The organism is Treponema medium (assembly GCF_017161265.1).
In the GTDB taxonomy this organism is placed as follows: domain Bacteria; phylum Spirochaetota; class Spirochaetia; order Treponematales; family Treponemataceae; genus Treponema; species Treponema medium.
Genome location: NZ_CP031393.1, coordinates 665,725 through 688,902 on the forward strand (window position 1 = coordinate 665,725; position 23,178 = coordinate 688,902).

Sequence of the window (23,178 nt, forward strand, 5' to 3'; positions counted from 1 at the left end):
GATAATGAATAGAACAAAGAAAACAGGTCATGCGCTTATTCTAAAATGTACCCTGTGCGGAGTGCTGTTATCGGCCGGGTTGTTACTATCATTAACAGGATGTGCAACAACAAATCACAACAATCTTGTGATTGCAAAACAGGGGATGTTTTCCTCAGGCGGAATCGTGGTGCGTTCAGCAGGAGTGTTCAACCCTGAAAATCAATGGGAGGCAAGCGGATCCGGACAAACAACACATGCGGATCACGCAAATGTATTGTATCAAATTCCGGCGGTGGAAACAGAACTTCCGATGGTGTTCTTACACGGTTATGGACAGTCCCGTATGGGTTGGATGACAACACCGGACGGGCGTGAAGGCTGGAGCAATCTTTTTTTGAAAAAAGGACACAGTATTTTTTTAATTGATGAACCGCGCCGGGGTGAAGCGGGACAGAGTTCGGTCGGCGGAACCATCAGCACAAAGACATTGGATCAGAGGTGGTATACACAGTTTAGAATCGGTCGATGGGAAAACGGACGCTCTGTAGTCAATACAGGGTCTCAATTTCCGAACGATGATGCATCGGTGGATCAGTTTTTCCGGCAGATGACACCCGATACCGGTATGAAATCGGATATGGGGGCTGACTTTGATAACGAAATGGTTGCAAAAGCTGTAGCCGCAACGATTGACAGGGTCTTTGCAATGACAGGTAAAAAATCAATTTTAGTAACACATTCCCAAGGTGGCGGACCGGGATGGACGGCAGCAAAATACACCGATCATATTGCTGCAATTGTCGCAGTTGAACCGGGTGGAGCACCAGGAACAGACAGCGAAGATTTTAAAGCAGTGCTTTCTAAAAAAATACCAGTAACATTCTATTTCGGCGACTATATTGATAACGGTGATTCTAAGATTCAAGCGACCGGAATGTGGCAGATGATGCGTAGGATGTGCTATTCATTTGCGGAAAGCTATCGAGCACAAGGCGGAGACGCAACGGTTATCGACCTTCCGAAAGTAGGTATCACCGGTAATAGTCACTTTCTGTTCCAAGAATTGAATAACAAAGAAATTGCAGATCATGTTGAAACATGGTTGAAAACAAGGGGGTTATGATGATGAAATCGATGAAAAAATGTGCGGCGGTTTTTGCCGCTGCGGCAGTGTTTTTTACGGCGGCTGTTTCCGCCTTTGCCGCGGACGACAATACGCGAAACGCTAAAAAAGTACTGGTCGTTTATTATTCGGCGACCGGCACAACCGGGCGCTTGGCGAACATAATCGCAAAAGAAACCGGAGCGGATTTGTTTGCGTTAAAGCCGAAAAAGCCTTATACGTCGGCGGATTTGAATTGGACCGATAAAAACAGCCGTGTCGTTAAGGAACACGAAAAGGGTGCAGCCAATGTTTCGGTAGAACTTGAAACCGCAAAGATACCGAATTTCGAATCCTACGATACCGTTTTTATCGGCTATCCGATTTGGTGGAGCGAAGCTTCGTGGGTTGTGGACGGCTTTGTTAAAAATAACAATTTTACGGGCAAAAACGTGATTGCGTTCTGTACGTCGATATCGACCGGAACGGGCGAAAGCCGGAAACGGCTTGAAAGACTTGCGAAAACCGGCAATTGGATCGCGGGCGAACGCTTCCCGAGCAGTTTTACCGAAACTGCCGTAAAAACATGGCTCAAAGGGCTGGGACTGTAATTCAAGAAACAGCTTATAGAAATTAAGGAGGCTATTATGGCAAAGAAACTGGTGGCATTTTTCAGCGCGTCGGGAATAACGGCTAAGGCGGCTCGCATATTGGCGGAAGCTGCAGGAGCAGATTTGTATGAAATAAAGCCGGCAGTTCCGTATACAAAAGCGGATTTGGACTGGATGGATAAAAAATCGCGCAGCACATTGGAAATGAAAGACAAAAATTCGCGCCCCGCTATTGCGGACACCGATGCACACATCGCCGATTATGATTTAATTTTTATCGGCTTTCCGATTTGGTGGTATATCGCTCCGACAATCATCAACACCTTTCTTGAACGCTATGATTTTACCGGTAAGAAAATCGTTCTTTTTGCCACATCGGGCGGAAGCGGTTTCGGGAAGGCCGTCGCCAACTTGCAGACGAGTGCACCGAATGCAAAAATCGTGGAAGGCAAATTATTGAATGGACGGCTGAGCAAGGATACACTTGCCGAGTGGGCGAAAGGGCTTGGTTTATAATGAAAACGGCAACAGGACTTTTTCTTTGCTTTTTTCTTGCCGCCGGCTGTTACGCGCAAGACGACTTCGTAACGGCCGGAACCGAAACGCGGCGCGGCTTTCTCGTCGATAACGTATTGCATTCCGCTCGTTTCGGCGACATTCATTTTTCAAGTTATGTGCCGAAAGAATACGATGGAAGCAGGCCGTACGCTTTGTTTATAACACTGCCGGGATGGGGTGGTCTGTACTTTCAAGGCATCGGTATAAACATTATGCAAGAAGATTTCGGTCTTACCGCACGTGACCATAATAACGAGATGATTATCATCGCTCCCCAGCTGAATGACTGGGGAGAAACAAGTGCTAATCAAACAATTGCGTTAACAGAATATCTGCTAAGGTATTACACTATCGACCCAAAAAAGGTATATCTCGAAGGGTATTCCGGAGGCGGTGAAACCGGATCCATCATAATCGGCAAACGTCCTGAATTGTATGCGGCTTTTTTACATGTCAGTTCCAAATGGAGCGGAAAAATAGAGACCATTGTAAATGCAAAAACGGCTATCTATATGGTTACAGGACGTAACGATAGCTATTACGGCTCCCAATCGGTGTCCGAAACGTATCGAAAGTTGTACGGGCTGTACCGTAAAAAAGGCTTGCAGAAAAAAGACATTGATAGTGTTCTTGTACTGGACTTAAAAGAAAATGAATACTTTAGGCAACGCGGATATGCCGACCCCCACGCGGGTGGTGTAAGTTTTGCAAAGGAGTCCGCTATTATGGGCTGGTTATTTAAAGTTCGATAAAAAGCGGTAATATAAATGGAGGTGAAAGATGAAGTTCACACAGAAAATGATGGCAGTATTTGCTGTTGCGGCAGTACTTTTAGCGATGGGTGTCCCTGCTTGTGCTGTTCCGGGTAGTCCCGCAAATACTACGGTCAATGCGAAAAAAGTACTGGTGGTCTATTATTCGGCAACCGGTACAACAGAACGTTTGGCAAAGATTATTGCACAGGAGACGAAAGCTGATACGTTTGTAATAAGACCGAAACAGCCTTACACATCGGCAGATTTGAATTGGAATAATAAAAACAGCCGTGTTGTTCAAGAACATGAAATGGGTGTTGACAAAGTGTCTGTAACGCTTGAGTCAACAACAGTCCCGAATTTTGAAAGCTATGACACCGTTTTTATCGGTTATCCGATTTGGTGGCGAGAAGCCTCATGGGTTGTGGATGAGTTTGTCAAAAACAATAATTTTACCGGCAAGAGCGTGGTCACATTTTGTACTTCCATTTCGACCGGTACGGGTGAAAGCCGGAAACGTCTTGAAAAACTTGCCAAAACCGGTAATTGGGTGACAGGTGAACGGTTCCCCAGCAGCTTTAGCGAGGTAAGTGTAAAGGCATGGCTGAAAGGTTTAGGTTTTTAAGGTAGACCGATGTGTGGGATGAAGAAGCTGTTTCCTCTGTTATGCAGTCTGTTCCTTTCGTTATCTTGTACGGCACAAACGGCGGAGCAAGGCGGCAGTGTAAAAACTACCGACATCGCATCGGGAGGACGGATGAAAGTTGAAGATATTACCGCGCAAACCGTGATTGACCGCGTTATCGCCGATACTGGTTTTTCTCCGTGGGGTAGGCTGCTCTTCCCAGCGGATTCAGGTTATTGGAGCGGAGCGACACTCGGCACTTTGCAGTTGAGATGGTACAGCCATATCGATGCAGCAAAGACGGTAGAGATCATCCGTTATTTTAAAGCTCAAACCCTCCGGGGCGAGCCGGTCTTTTTCGATATCTACACGGAAGCGGAAAAACAGCGCGATCCGCGAAAACGGAATACCGGACTCTTTTTCTTTCGTGGTAAGAAAGGTGCAAAAAGTGCAATCTGCAGTGCAGGCGGCGGCTTTGTATATGTCGGGGCAATGCATGACAGTTTCCCTCATGCACTGGAACTTTCCAAGCGCGGGTACAATGCCTTTGCCCTCATCTATCGCCCCGGCTCGCAAACAGCCTGCGAAGATTTAGCTCGAGCGGTTGTCTTTATTCATGAACACGCTGGGGAATTGCAGCTCGATTCCACAGATTATTCTCTGTGGGGCGGTTCAGCGGGTGCGCGGATGGCAGCATGGCTCGGCAGTTTGGGGACGGAACGATTCGGCGAAAAAAAATACCCGCGTCCAGCTGCCGTCATCATGCAGTACACAGGACTTTCGGAAGTGCACGGTAACGAACCGCCGACATACGCCTGTGTCGGAACCGCAGATGGTATCTCAAGTTTTCGGGTGATGGAAGATCGCATCCAGCGGATCAAATCGAACGGAACCGACGCGGAAATAGAAATCTTTGAAGGCTTGCCGCACGGGTTTGGCTTGGGAACCGGCACAGTTGCCGAAGGGTGGATCGATAACGCGGTACAAGTTTGGGAGCGGAACATTCAAAAGCGGTAATCTTTTGAATGTTCCGAATGATGGGTATATTATCACCGTTTCAAAATTTCAATCAACACCCCCGACGCAGGGGATAATCTTTGTACGAATGAAGGAAGCTATATGAAAAAATTGACCATTCTTATGATGCCGATTTTTACGTGCGTGCTATCTTGCACCTCAGCGGAGACAAAAATGACTACATTGTTACAAAATTATACAGTAACAACAGCTATTCCCAAGGCGTATTTTTCTACTGCCGCAAAACAGGGAACAGTGCATCTGATTGAGTATGCTACCTATGATTACACTCAAGCCGCCCGCCCGGCAATTACAAAGAAAGCATACGTTTATCTTCCTTACGGGTATAACGCGGATGATATAAAAGGCTATAATACTCTGTTTTATATGCACGGGTGGACTGGGATAGCCGGTGAACTGTTTACAATAGGGAACGGTTTTATCAAAAATATGTTCGATGTTATGATTGAAAAAGGGGATATTCAGCCGCTCATCATTGTTGCTGCAACATTTGATAATGATAATGCCCCACAGGATTTTTCACGCAGTGTTGATGAACTGGGGATATTTCATCATGATTTCCGGAATGCGAGCCGAGTTTTCAAGTTGCCTATCAAATAAAAAAGGAGATTCCAAAAGCCTATTGCTTTGAAATCTCCTTGTGTGTTGCTTTTAATCTTAAAGCGGTGTTTTTTTAGCTCTGATATGCTTTCAGCATCCATGCCAATTTTTGATATTCTTTGGTATAGCCGTTGAACATATCAGCTGTAACGCCGTCACCTTCTTTTTCGGCAAGTTCGACGATTTCTTTTGAATCTTTAATCCAATAGTCGGTATCGGAAACGAGAGCGTGAATAACCGCATCGGTTGATTTGGGACCGTCTTCCAATTCTTTAATCATCGCAATTGCCAGTGCTTCTTTCATACTGGAAACGGGGTTGCCGCCAAGTGCGAGAATTCGTTCTGCAACTTCGTCGAGAATATCACCCGCTTCGTCATACAATTCTTCAAGTTTTGCATGAAGGGTAAAAAAGTGACTTCCCTTCAAGTTCCAATGTAGGTTATGCTTTTTGACATAATCAACCAGTTGATTTGCAAGATACAGATTTAATTTCTTTTCCATTTCTTTTGTCATAATTGTCTCCTATTAAAAGATGTATGTTTTGCACTTCTAAAGAAATACATTATCATCTTTGTATTAAAAAAATACATAAAAAAACGGCAATCGTCAACAAAATTCGTCGTAATAGACTTCTGTGTTGCATAATAATCAAAGTTCTTTTAACAAGCATACTATCTGCAAATTATGTAAGCGGCGAGCGAGCGATCGGCAAAACGGCGTTTTTTGAGCGTGCATACCTTTGCAGCCATCGTTTTACGGGAACTGTCCAATCATTTTCATGGGTACCCTCTAAAAGAAAGCGTTCAAACAAGAAGTGAATGTGTGATCTCACTTTTTGTTTGATCTGCTCAGAAAGTGTTTCGTCGGAGACATCGTTTGTTGTACTATCACATATATCAATCACTTTACCTCATTTAAATATGCGAACAAAGATACAAAATCGCTAAAGGCTTGACAATTTCTCAATATAATAGAAAATATTTTCTATGAAACCTCGAAAAATTTGGATTATTACCTGTTTATTCTCCGTTATTCTCATTTCTACCGTATCGTATGCACCGTCTATCTTTGCCCAATCTCAGCAGGATCGGACGCAAAGTACGATACCGTATATGCAATACCTGCAATACTTAAATGAGGCGCTTCAACGCTATTATGTCGATGAGGTAAATCCGGAGGTACTCTTTCAGGGCGCCGCGGAAGGAATGCTCAATGCACTCAAAGACCCGTATACTATGTATATCGACAACGGCAGTCTAACCGGCGTCGGGTTGCAGGATACCACAACCGGCTACTTCGGCGGCATCGGTATTACCTTTACCAAGCCTACCGCTTCGGCAGCTGAACGCCCATCCTATATTGAAGTTGCGTCTGCCCTCGAAGGAACCCCTGCGTGGAAAGCAGGCATTCAGGCGGACGACCTCATTACCGAAATCGAAGGAGAATCCACCATCGAGATGACGCAGGCGGATGTCGTGGCAAAGCTCCGCGGCAAAATCGGTACCTCCGTTACCGTAACCGTCCGACGCGGAAAGAATATGGAATTTCCGGTTAAACTAGTGCGGGCACGGATTGAAGTTCCAACCATTAAATACATAAAGCTTGATAAAGATATCGGTTATATCCGCCTGATAGAATTTAATCCGAATAGCAGCCGCCGCATACGGGAAGCAATGGAAAGTCTACAAGCGGAAGGCGTAACCAAATTGGTACTCGATCTCCGAAATAATCCGGGGGGACTTATTGATGCGGCGGTCGATACGGCGAGCCTTTTTATCAAAGAAGGATTGATTGTTTCGACAAAATCGCGCATTCCTCAGTACAACCTTGAGTTTAACACAAACGCTGCAATCGATGCGGTATTTGCGGATGTGCCGCTTGTTGTACTTATCAATAAAGGTTCCGCAAGCGCCTCGGAGATATTGGCGGGAGCCTTAAAGGACTATAAGCGCGCATACCTCGTCGGGGAAACCAGCTACGGAAAAGGTTCCGTGCAGCAGATCTTCAATTTGACACAAAAAGATTCCTTTAAGATGACGACTTCGCGCTATTATACACCGAGCGACGCAAACATCGACAAAACCGGCATTAAACCGGACAAAGAAGCGGTGCTATTCCCGCCGTTATCGGCAGATGACGAAAAACAGCTGGAAAAACTGTTCAAAGATGAAAAACTTTCCAACTTTGTCAAGAAGAACAAGGATTTAACCGCAGTACAAATTACCCGATATGCGGAAACGCTCGCAAAAGAATATTCCCTGAACAAAGAATTGCTCCGCATTCTGATTCGGCAGGAATATAATAGAACTCACACCGCACCCGCGGCTGATATTGAATATGACGCGCCGCTGCAAGAAGCTGTCAAAATTCTTAAAAGCGGAACCTTGCCGCAACTACTGCGAAACAGCAAAACTGTACGTCAAATGCAGGACGAAGCAGCTCAAGAAAAAGCCGCAGCCGAGTTGAAGAAAGCTTCATAAATCGGTATTACGAAGCGATGAAGCAATTTATTATCGAACAAAAGCCGGATAGTAAGGGTATGCTCACCTTGAGCGGCAAAGCTTTTATATACTTGGTAAAGGTACGGCGCATGCGAGAAGGCGATATCCTACCGGCGCTGCTGCCGCAAAGCGGCGCTGCCGATATGGTCATCGATTCGATAAATACCGCAAAAAAAACACTGCGGTTAAAGCGGCAAGCAGCGCCACTCGGTGTGTCTGAAACAGCTGCTATGGGTGCAACCAACCAAGCCGCAAACTGTTCGCTTGCGTATGCCGCACCTGCTGCCGACCTTATCTTGCTGCAATGGGTGCTCAAAGGCTCTAAAACCGACACGATTATCAGGCAGGCGACGGAGGCAGGCGTGTGCGCCGTTTTACCGGTAATTGGCGAATTTTCCATTGCAAAAAAACAAAACCCTGCACAGCTGGAACGGTTCAGGCGCATTATCAAAGAGGCACGGCAGCAATCCGGTTCTCCGGTCGGTACCGTCGTTATGGAACCGGCGCCGCTTGCCGAAATGCTCAACACCTTAAAAACGCTTGTACCGGCTGCTACTACCGTGTTTGCTCAGTGCAGCGAAGCCGCCGAGGCGTCCGTCGGATTTCACCAACTGCTTGCAGAAAAGCCTTCCCACATCGTACTGGCAATCGGAGCGGAGGGAGGCATAAGCCCCGCGGAAGCAGCGGTACTCCGCGAAGCGGCATTCCAAACCATTCATTTTAAAACGAACGTATTACGTGCAGAAACCGCCGCACTGTATGCGATTGCAGCGGCACAAACTATTATAAACGAGGCTGACCAATGGCAATTACCCGTATAAACCTCTTAACAATCCCCATCGATATTCTCCCCGACGAAGATATAGAACAAACCGTAATGGATATGTTGGACAAAGGCGAACCGCAGCATATTGTGTTCATCACAATCTGGGATTTACTCAGGGCTCGGCGTGATACGGAATTCCGTACAATGCTGAAGCAAGCGGCACTCTGCCTTCCGCTTTCAAAAAGTTTATTAAAAGCGGCGCAGTTCCTCAAACTTCCCGTACCGATTAGACGCGACTCCTTTGATATGATTATCAGAATCTTGAATATTATCGATTCTCACTATAAAACGCTCTATTTATTGGGCGGACGTGCCCAAAACCTACTCGATGCTGAACGTAATGTACACGTAACCTTTCCGGGTATCGGTATTGTCGGCCGTTTTAACGGCTTTTACCGCAAGAATATGGAACCGGATATTCTCCTTTCGATTGTCAAAGCCCATCCCGCCCTGTTGATTGCCGGAAACGGTATTCCCGGCGGCGTTCGATGGATTCATCGGAATAAAGCGACATTACCCGCAAGCATCTTTATCCACGACAACGATATCATCGATATCTTTGCAAAACGTAAAAAACGTATTTCGGACGCTGCATTTCGGAAAGGACACGAGTTTTGGCCGCAGCTGCTGCGCAATCCTTTTAAAGTATTTTACGTATTCCGCTACCTTCTCTTTTTGCTGATTGTGCTGTTCTACCGGCTATTTAGAACATAAGGCGGTCTAACTTCGGCTGCAGGTACAAAATTCATATTTTGTTCGACCGGTGCATTTTAAGGACATACATACAACCATGAAAGAGCATTACTTACTTGATACGGAAACCGTAAAGACCTACCTTGTTGAAGAGCTTCGGCTATTTTCGCCGAATGAACCGCTCGATGCGGAAGAAATCGGGGACGGAAATATCAACTATGTATTCCGTGTACGTTCGCGCACCAGCGGAAAAAGCATTATTGTAAAGCAGGCAGACCGGTTGCTCCGATCATCGGGGCGTCCGCTCGATATTACCCGCAGTAGGAGAGAAGCGGACGCACTCCGCATTTATGCAGCCCTTACCCCGCAGTTCGTACCCCGTATTTACGCCTACGACGATACAATGAGCGCTATCTGTATGGAAGATATTTCCTATTGCGGTAATTTACGGAAGGAACTGATGGCAGGGCGTCCGCTTCCGGCGAGTTTTGCGGAAAACGCAGCATCCTTTTTGGCCGATGCAGTTTTTCCGACAAGCGATCTATTTTTGCCGCCGGAAGAAAAAAAGGAGCGGGTAAAAGCTTTTATCAATCCCGAGCTGTGCGCAATTTCCGAAACGCTTGTATTTTCCGAGCCGTACTGCAACGGGAAAAAACGCAACCGCATCACCCCCGGTAACGAGGCCTTTGTACAAAAAACGCTTTACAATGATGAAGTCCTTAAAGCTGAGGTTGCTTCGTTACGAGAAATCTTTATGAATAAGGCAGAGGCGCTTATCCACGGTGATTTGCATACGGGTTCGATCTTTATCGGCAACACTATCGACGTACCTATCAATACGAATACCACTCCCGATAGGAATGCGACAAGCGAGCCATGTATGAAAATTATCGACCCCGAATTTGCCTTTTACGGCCCAATCGGATATGATCTCGGCAATATTATCGCTAATCTTTATTGTGCATGGATGTATGCCGCTTTTACCCGCAAAAAGCTCTCCGCCGCCGATAATTTTATCGAGCGAATGGCTGCTGCAATCGAAGCGCTTCCACAGCTTTTTACCGCAAAGGCATTGAAACGGTGTAACACCGTTCCATTAAGCGACCCGCTCTACAACGAACGGTATATCCGGCGACGGATCGCTGAAATACTCGTCGATGCCTACGGCTTTGCCGGTACAGAAATCATCCGCCGAACTATCGGGGACACAAAAACTGCTGAATTCGATGCGATGGGTTCAGATCCGCGGCGTGTTACTATGGAACGTATCATAATCAAGATAGGCTGTAGGCTCATTAAGCGGCGGCGGCAAGCGAATATTGGTGCACTCACGATTACATACTTTAAAAAAGCTCTTTTAAAAAGCAGGGTATAAATGAGAAAGGCCTTGCGCTAAACTTGCAAAGACATCGGCGATACCCCCAGACCAACAACCATTACCATTATGTAACAGTCACCCATCGATAAACGGAGCACATAGCCACGTCAGCTCGTGTTTATTTGCAGTAAGATGAACGATTTTTGAGTGGGGAATTTCCGCAAAGCGGCGGATGGTATCGAAATCGGGCGCCCCCTGCATTTTGATTGTACAGATAAATTTTGAACAAAGGCCGCTTGCCCGCCACCGTTCAATCCATTCCAGTAAGCGAGGAGGATAACAGATAACATCGGAACACACCCAATCCTGTTTACCGAGACTTTCGGGAGTTAATGTAAATGCGTCATGCTGCATAAAGGTAATCCGCGGTTCACGCATCAAAAAATCCGCCAGCGGGCTTCGGTCGATAGCAGTTATCTCTGCCCTCAGATTATTCAGCACCCATGTCCAACCGCCGGGACAGGCCCCCGCATCCACACAATGTGAGCCGCGCTGAGGTAATGCCCACTCTACCGGTATTACCGATGAAACAGCCCCTCCCTTTTGCTCTGCAGCAACAGCTTTTGTAGGCAGGGAGTGTGTTTCGGTATTGCGTGTTTCAGCGTCGGGTGTTTCAGCGATGCGAGTTTCAGTGTAGTTGGTTTCGGTGGCACGAGTTTCGGCAGAGCGCCGATAGTAAAAATCCAACAGGGATAAGGCTTCCCATAATTTAAGATAGGCGCGGCTTGGCGGATTTTGATGGTCTTCAGTAAAACGGATAACGCCAAGTGGAAACGGTGACGACGTTCTTGCAGACGCAAGCAAGGTATGTTCATCCAACAGCGACCACACCCCCATACCGGCAAGCGGCACGGTATAAGGAAACGGTTTTTCTTTTTTGCTGATATACGGCAGCTTTGCCCCAATCAATTCCGCCCGCCTAAAACAGTTAAGCGGATAGTGCGCCCAATTTCGCTGAATACCTCGCAACAGCTCCGCAGCTTCTCCAATACTGCGGAACCGCACCACAAACGGTTCTTCCCAACACAGCTGCTTCCAAAATACTTCCTGCCGTATATCTTCACAGTACACAAGCTTGCTTGTCTGAACCGGTACACTGTTCACCTTAAAATCACTATAGCCATTGGAAGCGGAAAAAAAACGCCACATACGCCCGGGCAAACCATTAGCCTGCAAAGCTAACTCATCATCCAAATGCGATTCAAAACCTTTTACCGGTATCCATGCCTTACCGGCTAACTTACAAATAGAACCATAAGGTTTTGCAGCGGCAATTTTACACAAATCCATCGTCATAATAGTATTGGGCTGCTTGGGATTCTATCATATCTCTATACTTTTTGGACAGCCCTGTTCGTTTTGGGCGAAAGATGTCTGCGATTCCATAAAATACTATGCAGTGCTTAAATTGCAATAATAGACATATTTTTCCTTGCAGATTGCACTTTTCCATGGTATAATTATTTCTATGTAATGATTTGTCGGTAAACACGGTTTTTTTACCCAATGTTTACGGTTGATGTGCATAAAAAATATTATGTTATATGGAAAAACGATTGACAAGATGAAAAATATGTATATAATACCCCCCCCCCCCATCTTTTGGAAATATACGACGCATCTGCGTTGTCGCTTCATAAAAAACAGTCCTCGACGTATCAGAAGCGGCACGGATGCCGCTGGTTCCAAGCTGCAGCAAGTTTTTCGTCAGAAAAACTTGTCGTTGGACAGCGTACACGGACGTACGCTGTCCAACATGCCTGCGGGTGTTTTTTATACGCTCCTAGCATCTGCATCGTCTATTTCCAAAAGACTTTTTTTCGCAATATACAGCACATCTACTGTGTCGCTTCTCTGACAGGATGTCAGTGGTTCCATACAATATCGAGTTTTTCGTTTATGAAAAACTCGAAGTTCAGAAATGTCCACGGATGGATATTTCTGAACGATGGCATCCGTGCCGCTGGTGAAAATCCTCAACGTATCAAAATATCCATAAACGGATGTAAAAATATCAATTCCGGATAATCCATTTCTATATTATTCTTTAGGGGTTTCCAAAGGGTACTCCCTTTGGTCGATATTTTTCTTTTTTTAGGGTCGTAGGGAGCTTTTTTTCTTTTTATCGAAAAAAAAGAAAAAAAGCTCCCTACACAAAGGAGGTTCACAATGAAACATCGCTTTTCACTTAGGAACAAATTGATGCTTGTATTCGGTGCATTGATTTTTGTAGCCGGATTCACTCTTGCGCTTATCGGAGTGCGTACAGCACGTAAAGCCGTAACCGAAAAAGTAAAAACACACCTTATCGACAAGGCAACCGATGTTGCCGAAATACTTGACGGACGGGTTAATGCATTCTTTCAATTTTTGGAAGGCATAACCAGAATGCCCGTATTGCGCGATAATACCATTACATTTAGAGAAAAAATGGCAATACTTGCCGAAGAAGCAAAATTCAATTCCATTATCAGTGAATTATATATCACCGATAAAAGCGGAAACTTATACAACTTAGACGGATCTGAGATAGCGTTTAATAATACAAAATGGTTTCAAGCAAGTATAAACGGGGAAAAAAATACGACGGAACCCTATATCGATTCACAAAATAACATATTTATAACTTTTTCTTTACCGGTGTATGATGACAATAGGAATATTATCGGAGTATTGGGTGCCGATGTTGACGGCTTATGGCTCACCGATCAAATTGACGATATTGTGGTTGGCAAAACAGGATATTGTTATATTTTAGGTCTTACGGGAACGACCATCGCTTCAAAAGACTTTACAGAAGTTGAAAAAATGGAGAATGCACAAGAGACAGTAAAAACCGATTCGACTTTCAAATCTATTGCGTCCTTTGAAAAAATGGCGGTAGAAATCGACGAGCCTTCAATCGGTTTTTATGAATACAAGGGAATAAGCAAAATAGCCTCCTATGCCACTATGAAAACAACCGGCTGGACGGTAATCATCTCTGCTCCGGTTGAAGAGTTTATGGGAACAATAAGCGAGCTGCGTCTCGAAATGATTATTATCGGTTTCAGCATTTTAGCGGTAAGTTTGATTATCGTCTTTTTTGTTGCCCGTGCAATGATAAAGCCTATCAATGTTGTTGTTAGCGCCCTCAAAGATATAGCGCAAGGCGAAGGCGATTTAACGGTGCGTCTGCCGGTGCACGGCAACGACGAAGTAACCGATTTATCGGAATACTTTAATGAAACAATTGAAAAAATTGGAGCAGCGATTAAATCCGTCGGTGAAAGCAGTGAAGATATGACCAATATCGGTAACGAGCTTGCTTCAAACATGAACGAAACGGCCAGCGCCGTTAATCAAATCAGCGCCAATATCGACGGAGTAAAGCAGCAGGCAATGACCCAAGCAGCCAGCGTTACCGAAACGGCTGCAACTGTCGAAGAAATTGTTCGCACCATTAAGCAGCTGAATAATAGCATCGAAACGCAGGCAGCGAGCGTTGCGCAATCCTCATCTTCTGTAGAAGAAATGGTTGCGAATATCGCCTCCATCGGACAGACGCTCGGCAAAACCGACGACGTAATCAAAAGCCTTACAACCGCAACCGGCGACGGCAAAGCAACGCTCGTTACCTCCAATACCGTAACGCAGAAGATTGCAGAAGAATCAGGTTCGCTGATGGAAGCATCGAGCGTTATTCAGCATATTGCATCTCAAACCAATCTGCTCGCGATGAACGCTGCGATTGAGGCGGCTCATGCGGGAGAAGCAGGCAAAGGCTTTGCCGTCGTTGCGGACGAAATCCGCAAACTCGCGGAAGAATCCTCAACGCAAGGTAAAACCATCACCACAACGCTAAAAACCTTATCGGGAGAAATCGAAACCCTCTCCGCTTCTTCAAAAACGGTAGAAGAAAAGTTCAATGCGATTTTCACTCTTGCCGAACAGGTTAAGGATATGAGTAACAGGCTTACCGAAGCGATGCGGGAACAGGAAAACGGCAGCAGAGAGGTACTTACCGCCATTAAGAGCATCAACACCGTTACGGTGGAAGTACAGGCAGGTTCGGAAGAAATGCTGAAAGGCGGCGAAGGCGTTGCAGTCGAAATGCGGAAACTCGACGACCTTACGCGCGTCATCACCGAAAGCATGAACGAGATGGCCTCCGGCGCGGTGCAGATTAGCAATGCCGTGCAGGAAGTAAATGAGATCAGTCAAAAGAATAAGCGGAGTATTGAGAGCTTGGCGGAGGAAGTGTCTAAATTCAAAGTCTAGACTTTTGAAAATATACGGCGCATCTACTGCGTCGTTACGCAAAAGCGAATGCTCAACGTACAGCAAGTACGCCTCCGCTTCGCTTTTGCTAAACTCCTTGTGTCTACACCGTCTATTTTCAAAAGCGTTGGAAATAGTTTTTTCCGATAAAAAGAAAACACACCCTATAACTCCCAAAAGAAAAACTACGGCTTAGGACTTTGCCCTAAGAACCCACTTTGATACCAGAGCTTAGTTCCGAACCAGAAGTTTAGCTATTATGATTTTTTACGAAAAATGCGTTTCAGGACAGCTAAGGACGGCGGAGGTTCCATGCAATAGCGGTGTTTTTGCCGCATGGCAAAACTTGCAAGGGGCCGTCCAAAAACTGAAAGCCTATCGGCTTTTTCTGTAAGGAAATGAATTATCACATCCGCTAAAGCGGATTGCGTAACAGTTTTTAGACAGTTTTCTTAGATTTAGATGCAATGTTTAAAATTAAGTTGTTACTGTATAAAGACTTAATTTTAAACTCGCGGGGATGTCGAAAAAGTAACCAACTTTTGAGACATCACCAACGTACTATTTGAGCGGCTAAAAATAAAAAAAACGCTCGGCAGAGCGAGCGTTTTCGCGCACGAATTCAGCATCCTCTAAAATTAATATTTTATTCGGCTGCTGAATTTTAAGGAGCGTTTTTGTTCAGAGCGTAGTGTTATTTACGCCTTAGCTTCGGCGGCTTTCTTGTTTTTCAGCATTGCACGGCCGACTTTTGAGATATTAACTTTCTTTCCGTCAATTTCCTGCTCATACAACAGCTTAACACCGGTTTGGCCGGTTACGGGGCATGTCCCCCGCCCATGATTGGGAACGCTTTTAATTCCCTTTCCGCGATGTGCTTTCGACATAGTTTAGCCCTCCGCTGCCTTTGACTTTGCAGCGCCCTTGTCTGCATCGTCTTTCTTTGCATCTGCCGACTTCTTCGTGCTCTTATCGAGCGTATAGTCAACTAGCTCTAAAATTGCAACCTGTGCGGCATCACCCTCACGTAAACCTAATTTAAGCACGCGGGTATATCCGCCGTTTCGATCCTTCATACGCGGACCGATGTCGGTGAACAATTTATTCAAGATTGCCTCATCCCAAATATAGGTTGCAGCCTGCCGCCGATTATGTACTGAATCGACCTTAGCACGGGTAATAAGCTTTTCTGCGGTTCTCCGAATCTCCATCGCCTTTTGTTTTGTCGTAGTAATCCGCTCGTACTTAAACAGTGATGTAACCATGTTACGATGCAATGCGCGGCGATGTGCACTGGTACGTGAAAGCGGATTAAAGCCGTTTTTATGCTTCATCTGTTTCTTCCTTTTGTCTCGATAACTTGATCGAATTTTTTAAATGACTGTAATCAGTCATACCCAAACTCAAATTACGTTCCGCCAACTTTTCTTGTATTTCCTGCAAACTCTTCTTTCCGACATTTCGAGTTTTCGAAATCTCATCCTCGGTCATCATTGTCAAATCGCGGATTGTTGAAACGTTTGCGTTTTTCAAACAATTGGAAGCCCGCACGGAAAGATCAAGTTCGGTGATCGGTGTGTCAAGCAATTGCTTTATCATTTCATCGCTTTCATCGGATTCATCATCGCTGATCAATTCATTTTCGTTAAAATTGACAAAAACGGTAAAATGTTCTTTCGCAATTTTCGCAGCTTCTGCTAACGCATCCTCAGGTCGTATGGTGCCATCCGTCCAGATTTCAAGCACAAGCTTGTCGTAATCGTTACGCTGCCCTACTCTGCACGGTTGAATTTCATAACTGACTTTCCGAACCGGGCTAAAGATGGTATCCAACGAGATCGTCCCGACAACTTCGACATATTTTTCGTTCGTTTCTGCCGGTACATAACCGCGGCCGAAATCAACCTGAACCTCTATCTCAACATGAGCATTATCCATCAGCTCCATAATATGGAGATCATCGGATAAAATTTCAAGCTGACCGGGTTTTGCAAAATCGGCCGCACTAACAGAACAGGGGCCTTTAAAATCAAACAAAAAGACATCTTGTTCAATCTCATTCGGGAGCCGCAGCCGCATTTGTTTTAGGTTATTCAAAACTTCCATTGTGTCTTCGGTTACGTTTGGAATTGCTTCAAACTCGCTTGAGATACCATGCGGAACATCATCAGCATCGTAAGAGGTAATTTTTACAGCGGAAATAGCATACCCTTGTATTGAAGACAACAAAACACGCCGCAAACAATTGCCGATCGTTGTACCGAAGCCTGTTTCAAAGGGAGACGCCGTAAACTTACCATAGCTGTCATTTGAGACATCTGCTGCAAATTCCAGACCTTTTGGTTTTTTGAATCCTTTCAAAAGATTTTTACGAGCCATTTAAACTCCTTTTTATTAGATACGGCGAGTCTTGCGGGGACGGCAACCGTTATGCGGAATAGGAGTTACGTCATTAATAGAGCGAACTTTTAACCCCATAACGCCAAGCGTTCTGATTGCGGATTCGCGGCCGACACCGGGTCCCTTCACAAATACGTGAACTTCTCGCAATCCATACTGCTGAACACGCTGTACAGCCGTTTCTGCGACCGTCTGTGCAGCAAAGGGGGTCGATTTTTTCGCACCGTTAAATCCTAATCCACCGGAGGACGCCCAAGACAACGCATTGCCTTTCAAATCGGTTATGGTAATAATGGTATTATTAAAGGTTGCCTGAATATAGACATTTCCTTCATATACGCTTTTCTTTTCTTTTCGTTTTTTTGCAGTTGTAGCCACAGCTTATCCTCCAAAATTACTTCTTCTTACCGGCAACGGTCTTCTTCTTACCTTTGCGAGTACGGGAATTGGTTCTTGTGCGTTGTCCGCGGACGGGCAAACCCTTACGATGTCGTAAACCACGATAGCAACCGATATCCATCAAGCGCTTTATATTTAAAGCGACCTCGGTACGAAGCCGACCTTCAACCTTGTAATCTTGGTCGATAACGGCACGGATAGCGGCAAGTTCATCCTGATTTAAATCGTTGATCATCCGCATCGGATCAATTTTTGATTTTTCGCAAATTGCTTTTGCAGATGAGTGAGATATTCCATAGATATACGTCAACGCGATATTAACATGTTTATTGGGGAGGTCGACCCCAGAAATACGAGCCATTCTTCAGTTTCCTCCATTAGCCTTGGCGCTGCTTGTGTTTGGGATTAGTGCAGATAATCCGCACAATTCCATTGCGTTTAATAACCTTACATTTATCGCAAATAGGCTTTACGCTGGTTCTTACTTTCATATTGTTTTTCTCCTTAACAAAAGAATAACCTTTCCCGAAATACTACAGATTCCGTGATCTGAGCTTTCCTCGTTTTACCAACCCCTCGTGATGGTGCATTTTAAGCTGCGCTTCGATTTGACTCATCGTATCAAGATCAACGCCAACCAAGATGAGAAGCGAGGTACCGCCCATCAGCATCGAAATCGACTGAGGGAAGCCGAAAATGGTCTGTATTACAGTCGGCAAGACGGCAATCAGCGCCAAATACAACGAACCGGGTAAAATCAGCCGATTTAAAATCCGTTGCAAGTATTCCTCGGTTTTATCAGTTCTAATTCCGGGAATAGATCCGCCGTTTTCCCTTATCTGCTTTGCAATTTCTGTGGGGTTTAACGAAATCTGTGTATAAAAATATGCAAAAAACACAATAAGGATCAAATAGAAAATATTGTACCACAAACCATTCGGACGCAGAAAATGCGCAAGACTGTTCAGCCACCGGACATTCGGCCCTATCGTTGTCGCAATCGAAATCGGAAAAGTCAAAAATGATGATGCAAAGATGATCGGAATAACACCCGATGGATTAATCTTAAACGGAATGTAGGTGTTTTGACCGCCATACATTTTCCGCCCTACAACCCGTTTCGCATAGTGCACCGGTATTTTCCGCTGCCCTTGCTGCTCATAAACAACCAGTACGATAATACCGACAAACATAATCAATGCGATGACGACAAAAACGAGGTTTAATTCACCAAGCCGCACCAGCCGGATCATCTGCGAAACGGCGTGGGGTAATCGGACAATAATACCCGCAAAGATAATCATCGAGATACCGTTTCCGATACCGCGAGCTGTAATCTGCTCGCCCAACCAAACCGTTATCATGGTACCCGTCGTTACGGTAAGCATCGTAACAAAGATGTACATAAACCGGCTTTGAAGCACGATAGCACCGGGTATCGAATAAGCATAGAAGGTTACCGCATAAGATTGAATCAATGCGACAAACACGGTAAGAATTCGCGTCCATACCTGTATCTTTTTCCGGCCGCCGTCATCTTCCGCAATCTTTTTCAAACTCGGAAATACGAATAACGCAAGCTGCATCAAAATTTGAGTTGAGATATACGGCATAACGCCAAGCATGAATACGGAAAAGTTGGAGAATGCCCCGCCGACAAAGAAGTCCATATAATCGACAAAAGCATTTCCCCGTACCTGCGATTGAAAATATGCCGATAAGGCGTGGGGATCAATACCGGGAATAGTGAGTACCGATCCCAAGCGAAATACGATCAAAATTCCAACCGTAAACAAAATGCGGTCGCGTAATTCTTTTATCCGAAATACATTTACAAGTGCATTGTTAGCCATGTATGAAGCCCGCCTGCTTAGCCGTTCTGTTTAACGACTGTCCCGCCGGCTTTTTCAATCTTTGCCTGCGCCTGTGCGGAAACTTTATCTACATCAACCGTCAACTTTTTGGTAAGATCGCCGGAAGCGAGAACTTTTACCAAAGCCGTTTGCTTTTTCAGCAGCCCCTTTGCTTTCAGCGTTTCTTTATTAACGGTTTCCCCATCGGAATATTTTTCATCGATCATAAATAAATTTACAACCGAATATGTTTCCTTAAAGGGATAGTTAGAAAAGCCTTTTTTCGCAACGCGGCGATACAACGGCATTTGTCCGCCTTCAAAACCGATATAGGTTTTGCCGCCGGATCGTGCATTCTGGCCTTTGTTTCCCTTACCTGATGTCGTTCCCCGACCGGATGAAGAACCGCGGCCTACAATGCGCTTTTTCTTATTTGCCCCTTTCGGCGCATTCAATATAAAATCAGACATTAATCAAGCTCCTCTGTTTCAACTAAGTGAGAAACCGCCCGTACCATACCTAAGATGGCGGGAGAAGCGGAGTGCTCAACTACGGAATGCAATTTTCCAAGCCCTAAGGAACGAACGGTTGCGCGAACCGGCTTTTTTTGTCCAATGGTGCTTTTAACTAACGTAATCCGAATTTTCTTTGCCATAGTTTACCCCCAGACATCCGTAATAGACTTTCCGCGGTTCTTAGCAATCGTTTTAGCATCCATTAATTCCGATGCAGCCTCGAAGGTTGCCCGCACGACATTTACTGCGGAGTTTGACCCCAAGGATTTTGAAAGAACATTCGCTGCTCCAGCTGCTTCCATAATCGCACGAATAGTACCGCCTGCGATAATTCCCGTACCGGAACGAGCAGGACGAAGCAATACCGAAGAACCCTTGAACTTAGCCTGCACTTCATGCGGAATGGTGCCATTCTTCAGCGGAATATAAATCATATTAGCTTTTGCTTTTTCAATGCTCTTCTTAATGGCTTGGCTTACATCATTCGCCTTGCCGAAACCATATCCCACATGTCCATTCTGATCACCAACAACCGTTAACGCGGAAAAAGAGAAACGGCGGCCGCCCTTTACAACCTTTGCAGTCCGGTTTAACTTAACCAGCTTTTCTACCAGTTCCTTCTCGCGATGCGAACTGTCTCTGTTAAAATCTTTCTGACGATCCATATCCGCTCCTAGAAATTTATTCCCGCTTTCCGGGCGCCGTCTGCAACTGCCTGCACCACACCGTGATACAGATAACCGTTCCGATCAAAAACAACCGTAGTAATATTTTTTTCCTTGAGACGCCGACCGAGTTCTTCTCCGATCTTTGCTCCTGATTCAGTGTTTGCCTTCAACGGCTTAAAATCTTTTTCAAGCGTTGAAACTGAAGCGATGGTGATGCGCGCATCATCATCGATAACCTGCACCGAAATATTTTTATTACTGCGGAACACAGTCATACGCGGACGTTCAGCTGTTCCATAAATCCGTTTACGGATATGAACTTTACGCTTAAATCTCTTTCTATCTTTCTCGATTCGCTTTTTAAACATAGTACCTATCCTTATTTAACACCGGTCTTACCGACTTTGCGTTTAATAACTTCGGTTTCATAACGGATACCCTTTCCCTTGTAGGGTTCGGGTAATCTGAGTTTACGGATCTGCGCTGCAAATTCGCCGACTTTTTCCTTATCAATACCGGAGATAATAACTTTATTTCCCTGCGGTTCAACCTTTACCTCGATGCCTTCGGGGATCAAAACGATAAAATCGTTTGAATAGCCTAAAGCCATCACCAACAGTTTTCCCTGCACTTCGGCACGGTAACCGACGCCGTTAACAATCAAAGTTTTAGAAAAGCCCTGACTGACGCCCACGACCATATTGTGAATTAAATTCCGATACAACCCGTGAAACGAGCGGGCTTCCTTAGACTCATTCACCCGCGTTACGGAAACCTCGGAGTTTTCAAACTTTACCTGTACCAGCGAATTATAGGTACGGGAGAGTTTCCCCTTGGGACCCTCAACGGTCAATGAACCGTCGGCAATATTGACTTTTACTCCGGCAGGAACAGCTACCGGAAGTTTTCCAATTCTTGACACACTCGCCTCCTACCAAACTTTGCAGATAAGCTCGCCGCCAACCTGCTTTTCGCTTGCGTGTTTGCCGGTTATAACGCCCACTGAAGTTGAAAGAATAAGAGTACCGTACCCGTTATATACGCGGGGAAGCATCTTATATCCTGAATATACGCGACGTCCGGGTGTAGATACCTTTTCAATACCATGGATAACGGGTAATTCATTATCATCATATTTTAAGAACATCCGGATTGTACTTTCGCCGGCTTCGTTAAGTCTTTTAAAATTCTTAATAAAACCTTCGGTTTTCTAAAATCTTCACAATTTCAAGTTTTAACTTTGAAGAAGGTACATCGACTTTCTCATGACCGGCTGCCGCTGCATTCCGAATCTTTGTAAGCATATCTGCGACGGGATCTGAAACGCTCATCTTTTACCTCCTACCAACTTGATTTTGTAACGCCAGGTATCTGGCCTTCACTTGCTAATTTGCGAAAACAAATACGGCACATCTGAAATTTCCTCATATATCCGCGCGGACGGCCGCATACTCTGCAGCGGTTGTATTGGCGGCTGGAATACTTCGGCGTACTGTTTGCCTTATTTATCATTGCTGTTGTTGCCATGAAAACCTCTCTTACTTTCTAAAGGGCATACCGAACTTCAAAAGAAGCGCCCGTGCCTCTTTATCGGTTTTTGCCGTCGTTACGACGTTGATATTCAAACCCGCAATCTTTTCAATTTTATCAAAGTCGATTTCAGGGAAAATAATCTGTTCCGTAACACCTAATGAATAATTTCCTCTCCCGTCAAATCCGTTCGGATTTACACCGCGGAAATCCTTAACACGAGGCAGCGCAACATTAATAAAACGATCCAAAAATTCATACATTTTAGCACCGCGCAATGTTACCATCGCCCCGATTTCATGCCCTTCACGAAGTTTAAAGTTAGCGATACTTTTCTTTGCCTTTGTTTTTACCGCTTTTTGGCCGGTAATAGTACCGAGATCGGTTACTGCAGCATCAAGCAATTTTTTATTTGTCAATGCTTCACCAACCCCCATACTGAGTACGATTTTAACAAGCTTCGGCACCTGCATAACCGTAGTATAGCCGAACTCTTTTGTAAGCTCAGGCGTTATTGTTTCCGTATAGATTTTCTTAAGCCGTGGCACATAATTGCTCATTATAATACTTCTCCACCCTTACGGCAAAAACGCACTTTTTTATCGCCGTCCATCTTATATCCAATGCGAGATACGCCGCTTTTCTTACCGACTATCATTACATTTGAAATATGTATCGGCATCTCGATTTCGGCAATTCCGCCCTGATCCTGCTGAGAACGCTTGCGCATTGCTTTTTTCCCCATATTGATGCCCTGAATAATCACTTGATTTTTTTCAGGTAAAACACGCAATACGGCGCCGCGCTTTCCTTTCTCGCTGCCCGCAATCACTTCTACCGTATCGTTCTTACGGATCTTGATTTTTCCTTCCATAAACACTCA

30 protein-coding genes and 1 pseudogene are annotated in these 23,178 nt (G+C 45.1%); 12 read left to right on the forward strand and 19 right to left on the reverse strand.

The window, feature by feature from the left end:
- Window positions 1-4: 4 nt before the first annotated feature.
- The 7 genes from DWB79_RS02955 (at window position 5) to DWB79_RS02985 (ending at window position 5,271) form a co-directional block, all read left to right on the forward strand.
- Window positions 5-1,105 (forward strand): alpha/beta hydrolase, encoded by a 1,101-nt coding sequence (locus tag DWB79_RS02955; protein WP_016522568.1) that lies wholly within the window; start codon window positions 5-7, stop codon window positions 1,103-1,105.
- Window positions 1,081-1,695 carry a flavodoxin gene (locus DWB79_RS02960; RefSeq protein WP_252722493.1) on the forward strand — a complete coding sequence of 205 codons (615 nt, stop codon included), beginning with the start codon at window positions 1,081-1,083 and terminating at the stop codon, window positions 1,693-1,695. The genes DWB79_RS02955 and DWB79_RS02960 overlap by 25 nt, the downstream gene beginning before the upstream one ends.
- A gap of 36 nt (window positions 1,696-1,731) precedes the next feature.
- Window positions 1,732-2,211, forward strand: coding sequence for a flavodoxin (locus DWB79_RS02965; protein ID WP_016522570.1), 480 nt, complete (start codon window positions 1,732-1,734; stop codon window positions 2,209-2,211).
- Entirely contained in the window at window positions 2,211-3,005 is a 795-nt protein-coding gene (locus tag DWB79_RS02970) for a prolyl oligopeptidase family serine peptidase (RefSeq protein WP_016522571.1), read from the forward strand. The genes DWB79_RS02965 and DWB79_RS02970 overlap by 1 nt, the downstream gene beginning before the upstream one ends.
- A 28-nt stretch (window positions 3,006-3,033) precedes the next feature.
- Entirely contained in the window at window positions 3,034-3,633 is a 600-nt protein-coding gene (locus tag DWB79_RS02975; RefSeq protein ID WP_016522572.1) for a flavodoxin, read from the forward strand.
- A gap of 18 nt (window positions 3,634-3,651) precedes the next feature.
- Complete coding sequence (locus DWB79_RS02980; RefSeq protein WP_206181039.1) at window positions 3,652-4,650, forward strand: alpha/beta hydrolase; 999 nt, start codon at window positions 3,652-3,654, stop codon at window positions 4,648-4,650.
- Between the two features lie 174 nt (window positions 4,651-4,824).
- Complete coding sequence (locus DWB79_RS02985) at window positions 4,825-5,271, forward strand: alpha/beta hydrolase (protein ID WP_245541288.1); 447 nt, start codon at window positions 4,825-4,827, stop codon at window positions 5,269-5,271.
- A 73-nt stretch (window positions 5,272-5,344) separates the two neighbouring features.
- Here DWB79_RS02985 and DWB79_RS02990 read toward each other — a convergent pair whose 3' ends face one another.
- Together DWB79_RS02990 and DWB79_RS02995 are read right to left on the reverse strand one after the other, a co-directional pair.
- Window positions 5,345-5,785, reverse strand: a complete 441-nt coding sequence (locus DWB79_RS02990; protein WP_016522575.1) for a Dps family protein — start codon at window positions 5,783-5,785, stop codon at window positions 5,345-5,347.
- Window positions 5,786-5,954: 169 nt separating this feature from the next.
- Window positions 5,955-6,176, reverse strand: a complete 222-nt coding sequence (locus tag DWB79_RS02995; protein WP_040858977.1) for a hypothetical protein — start codon at window positions 6,174-6,176, stop codon at window positions 5,955-5,957.
- An 82-nt stretch (window positions 6,177-6,258) separates the two neighbouring features.
- Between DWB79_RS02995 and DWB79_RS03000 the strand changes: the two genes are divergently transcribed.
- From DWB79_RS03000 to DWB79_RS03015, 4 genes are all read left to right on the forward strand, one after another.
- Window positions 6,259-7,752 carry a S41 family peptidase gene (locus DWB79_RS03000; RefSeq protein ID WP_016522576.1) on the forward strand — a complete coding sequence of 498 codons (1,494 nt, stop codon included), beginning with the start codon at window positions 6,259-6,261 and terminating at the stop codon, window positions 7,750-7,752.
- 17 nt (window positions 7,753-7,769) lie between these two features.
- Window positions 7,770-8,594, forward strand: coding sequence for an RsmE family RNA methyltransferase (locus tag DWB79_RS03005; protein WP_016522577.1), 825 nt, complete (start codon window positions 7,770-7,772; stop codon window positions 8,592-8,594).
- Window positions 8,576-9,313 carry a WecB/TagA/CpsF family glycosyltransferase gene (locus DWB79_RS03010; protein WP_016522578.1) on the forward strand — a complete coding sequence of 246 codons (738 nt, stop codon included), beginning with the start codon at window positions 8,576-8,578 and terminating at the stop codon, window positions 9,311-9,313. The genes DWB79_RS03005 and DWB79_RS03010 overlap by 19 nt, the downstream gene beginning before the upstream one ends.
- 76 nt (window positions 9,314-9,389) lie before the next feature.
- Complete coding sequence (locus DWB79_RS03015; protein ID WP_016522579.1) at window positions 9,390-10,667, forward strand: S-methyl-5-thioribose kinase; 1,278 nt, start codon at window positions 9,390-9,392, stop codon at window positions 10,665-10,667.
- Between the two features lie 78 nt (window positions 10,668-10,745).
- Here DWB79_RS03015 and DWB79_RS03020 read toward each other — a convergent pair whose 3' ends face one another.
- A complete protein-coding gene (locus tag DWB79_RS03020; RefSeq protein ID WP_016522580.1) occupies window positions 10,746-11,966 on the reverse strand; it encodes an SAM-dependent methyltransferase in 1,221 nt (406 codons plus the stop codon).
- Between the two features lie 873 nt (window positions 11,967-12,839).
- On the opposite strand from DWB79_RS03020, the gene DWB79_RS03025 reads away from it, so the two are divergent.
- Window positions 12,840-14,930: a methyl-accepting chemotaxis protein gene (locus tag DWB79_RS03025; protein WP_016522581.1), complete on the forward strand. Its 2,091-nt coding sequence runs from the start codon at window positions 12,840-12,842 to the stop codon at window positions 14,928-14,930.
- A 698-nt stretch (window positions 14,931-15,628) separates the two neighbouring features.
- On the opposite strand, the gene DWB79_RS03030 is transcribed toward DWB79_RS03025, so the two are convergent.
- The 16 genes and pseudogenes from DWB79_RS03030 to rplX all read right to left on the reverse strand — a co-directional run bounded on the left by DWB79_RS03030 (window position 15,629) and on the right by rplX (window position 23,169).
- Entirely contained in the window at window positions 15,629-15,817 is a 189-nt protein-coding gene (locus tag DWB79_RS03030; RefSeq protein WP_006188395.1) for a hypothetical protein, read from the reverse strand.
- A 3-nt stretch (window positions 15,818-15,820) separates the two neighbouring features.
- Window positions 15,821-16,264 carry a 50S ribosomal protein L17 gene (gene rplQ, locus DWB79_RS03035; RefSeq protein WP_016522582.1) on the reverse strand — a complete coding sequence of 148 codons (444 nt, stop codon included), beginning with the start codon at window positions 16,262-16,264 and terminating at the stop codon, window positions 15,821-15,823.
- A complete protein-coding gene (locus tag DWB79_RS03040; protein ID WP_016522583.1) occupies window positions 16,254-17,309 on the reverse strand; it encodes a DNA-directed RNA polymerase subunit alpha in 1,056 nt (351 codons plus the stop codon). The genes rplQ and DWB79_RS03040 overlap by 11 nt, the downstream gene beginning before the upstream one ends.
- A gap of 15 nt (window positions 17,310-17,324) precedes the next feature.
- Window positions 17,325-17,708: a 30S ribosomal protein S11 gene (rpsK, locus tag DWB79_RS03045; protein WP_006188392.1), complete on the reverse strand. Its 384-nt coding sequence runs from the start codon at window positions 17,706-17,708 to the stop codon at window positions 17,325-17,327.
- A gap of 16 nt (window positions 17,709-17,724) precedes the next feature.
- The gene (gene rpsM, locus DWB79_RS03050) at window positions 17,725-18,090 is read right to left on the reverse strand and encodes a 30S ribosomal protein S13 (RefSeq protein ID WP_016519026.1); all 366 of its coding nucleotides are present in this window, start codon (window positions 18,088-18,090) and stop codon (window positions 17,725-17,727) included.
- 16 nt (window positions 18,091-18,106) lie between these two features.
- Window positions 18,107-18,220: a 50S ribosomal protein L36 gene (gene rpmJ / locus DWB79_RS03055; RefSeq protein ID WP_002672206.1), complete on the reverse strand. Its 114-nt coding sequence runs from the start codon at window positions 18,218-18,220 to the stop codon at window positions 18,107-18,109.
- A gap of 42 nt (window positions 18,221-18,262) precedes the next feature.
- Complete coding sequence (secY, locus tag DWB79_RS03060; RefSeq protein ID WP_016522584.1) at window positions 18,263-19,582, reverse strand: preprotein translocase subunit SecY; 1,320 nt, start codon at window positions 19,580-19,582, stop codon at window positions 18,263-18,265.
- Window positions 19,583-19,599: 17 nt separating this feature from the next.
- Entirely contained in the window at window positions 19,600-20,052 is a 453-nt protein-coding gene (gene rplO / locus DWB79_RS03065; RefSeq protein WP_016522585.1) for a 50S ribosomal protein L15, read from the reverse strand.
- The gene (gene rpmD, locus DWB79_RS03070; RefSeq protein ID WP_006188388.1) at window positions 20,052-20,237 is read right to left on the reverse strand and encodes a 50S ribosomal protein L30; all 186 of its coding nucleotides are present in this window, start codon (window positions 20,235-20,237) and stop codon (window positions 20,052-20,054) included. Before rpmD ends, rplO begins: the two co-directional genes overlap by 1 nt.
- Window positions 20,238-20,240: 3 nt before the next feature.
- Entirely contained in the window at window positions 20,241-20,762 is a 522-nt protein-coding gene (gene rpsE, locus DWB79_RS03075) for a 30S ribosomal protein S5 (RefSeq protein WP_016522586.1), read from the reverse strand.
- An 8-nt stretch (window positions 20,763-20,770) separates the two neighbouring features.
- A complete protein-coding gene (gene rplR, locus DWB79_RS03080; RefSeq protein ID WP_016522587.1) occupies window positions 20,771-21,133 on the reverse strand; it encodes a 50S ribosomal protein L18 in 363 nt (120 codons plus the stop codon).
- 11 nt (window positions 21,134-21,144) lie between these two features.
- Window positions 21,145-21,687 (reverse strand): 50S ribosomal protein L6, encoded by a 543-nt coding sequence (rplF, locus tag DWB79_RS03085; RefSeq protein WP_016522588.1) that lies wholly within the window; start codon window positions 21,685-21,687, stop codon window positions 21,145-21,147.
- Between the two features lie 9 nt (window positions 21,688-21,696).
- Window positions 21,697-22,096: pseudogene (gene rpsH / locus DWB79_RS03090) on the reverse strand (30S ribosomal protein S8).
- A 10-nt stretch (window positions 22,097-22,106) separates the two neighbouring features.
- Window positions 22,107-22,292, reverse strand: coding sequence for a type Z 30S ribosomal protein S14 (locus tag DWB79_RS03095; RefSeq protein ID WP_081984397.1), 186 nt, complete (start codon window positions 22,290-22,292; stop codon window positions 22,107-22,109).
- An 11-nt stretch (window positions 22,293-22,303) separates the two neighbouring features.
- Window positions 22,304-22,855: a 50S ribosomal protein L5 gene (gene rplE / locus DWB79_RS03100; protein ID WP_006188382.1), complete on the reverse strand. Its 552-nt coding sequence runs from the start codon at window positions 22,853-22,855 to the stop codon at window positions 22,304-22,306.
- Window positions 22,855-23,169 carry a 50S ribosomal protein L24 gene (gene rplX, locus DWB79_RS03105; RefSeq protein WP_006188381.1) on the reverse strand — a complete coding sequence of 105 codons (315 nt, stop codon included), beginning with the start codon at window positions 23,167-23,169 and terminating at the stop codon, window positions 22,855-22,857. Before rplX ends, rplE begins: the two co-directional genes overlap by 1 nt.
- Window positions 23,170-23,178 lie beyond the last annotated feature (9 nt).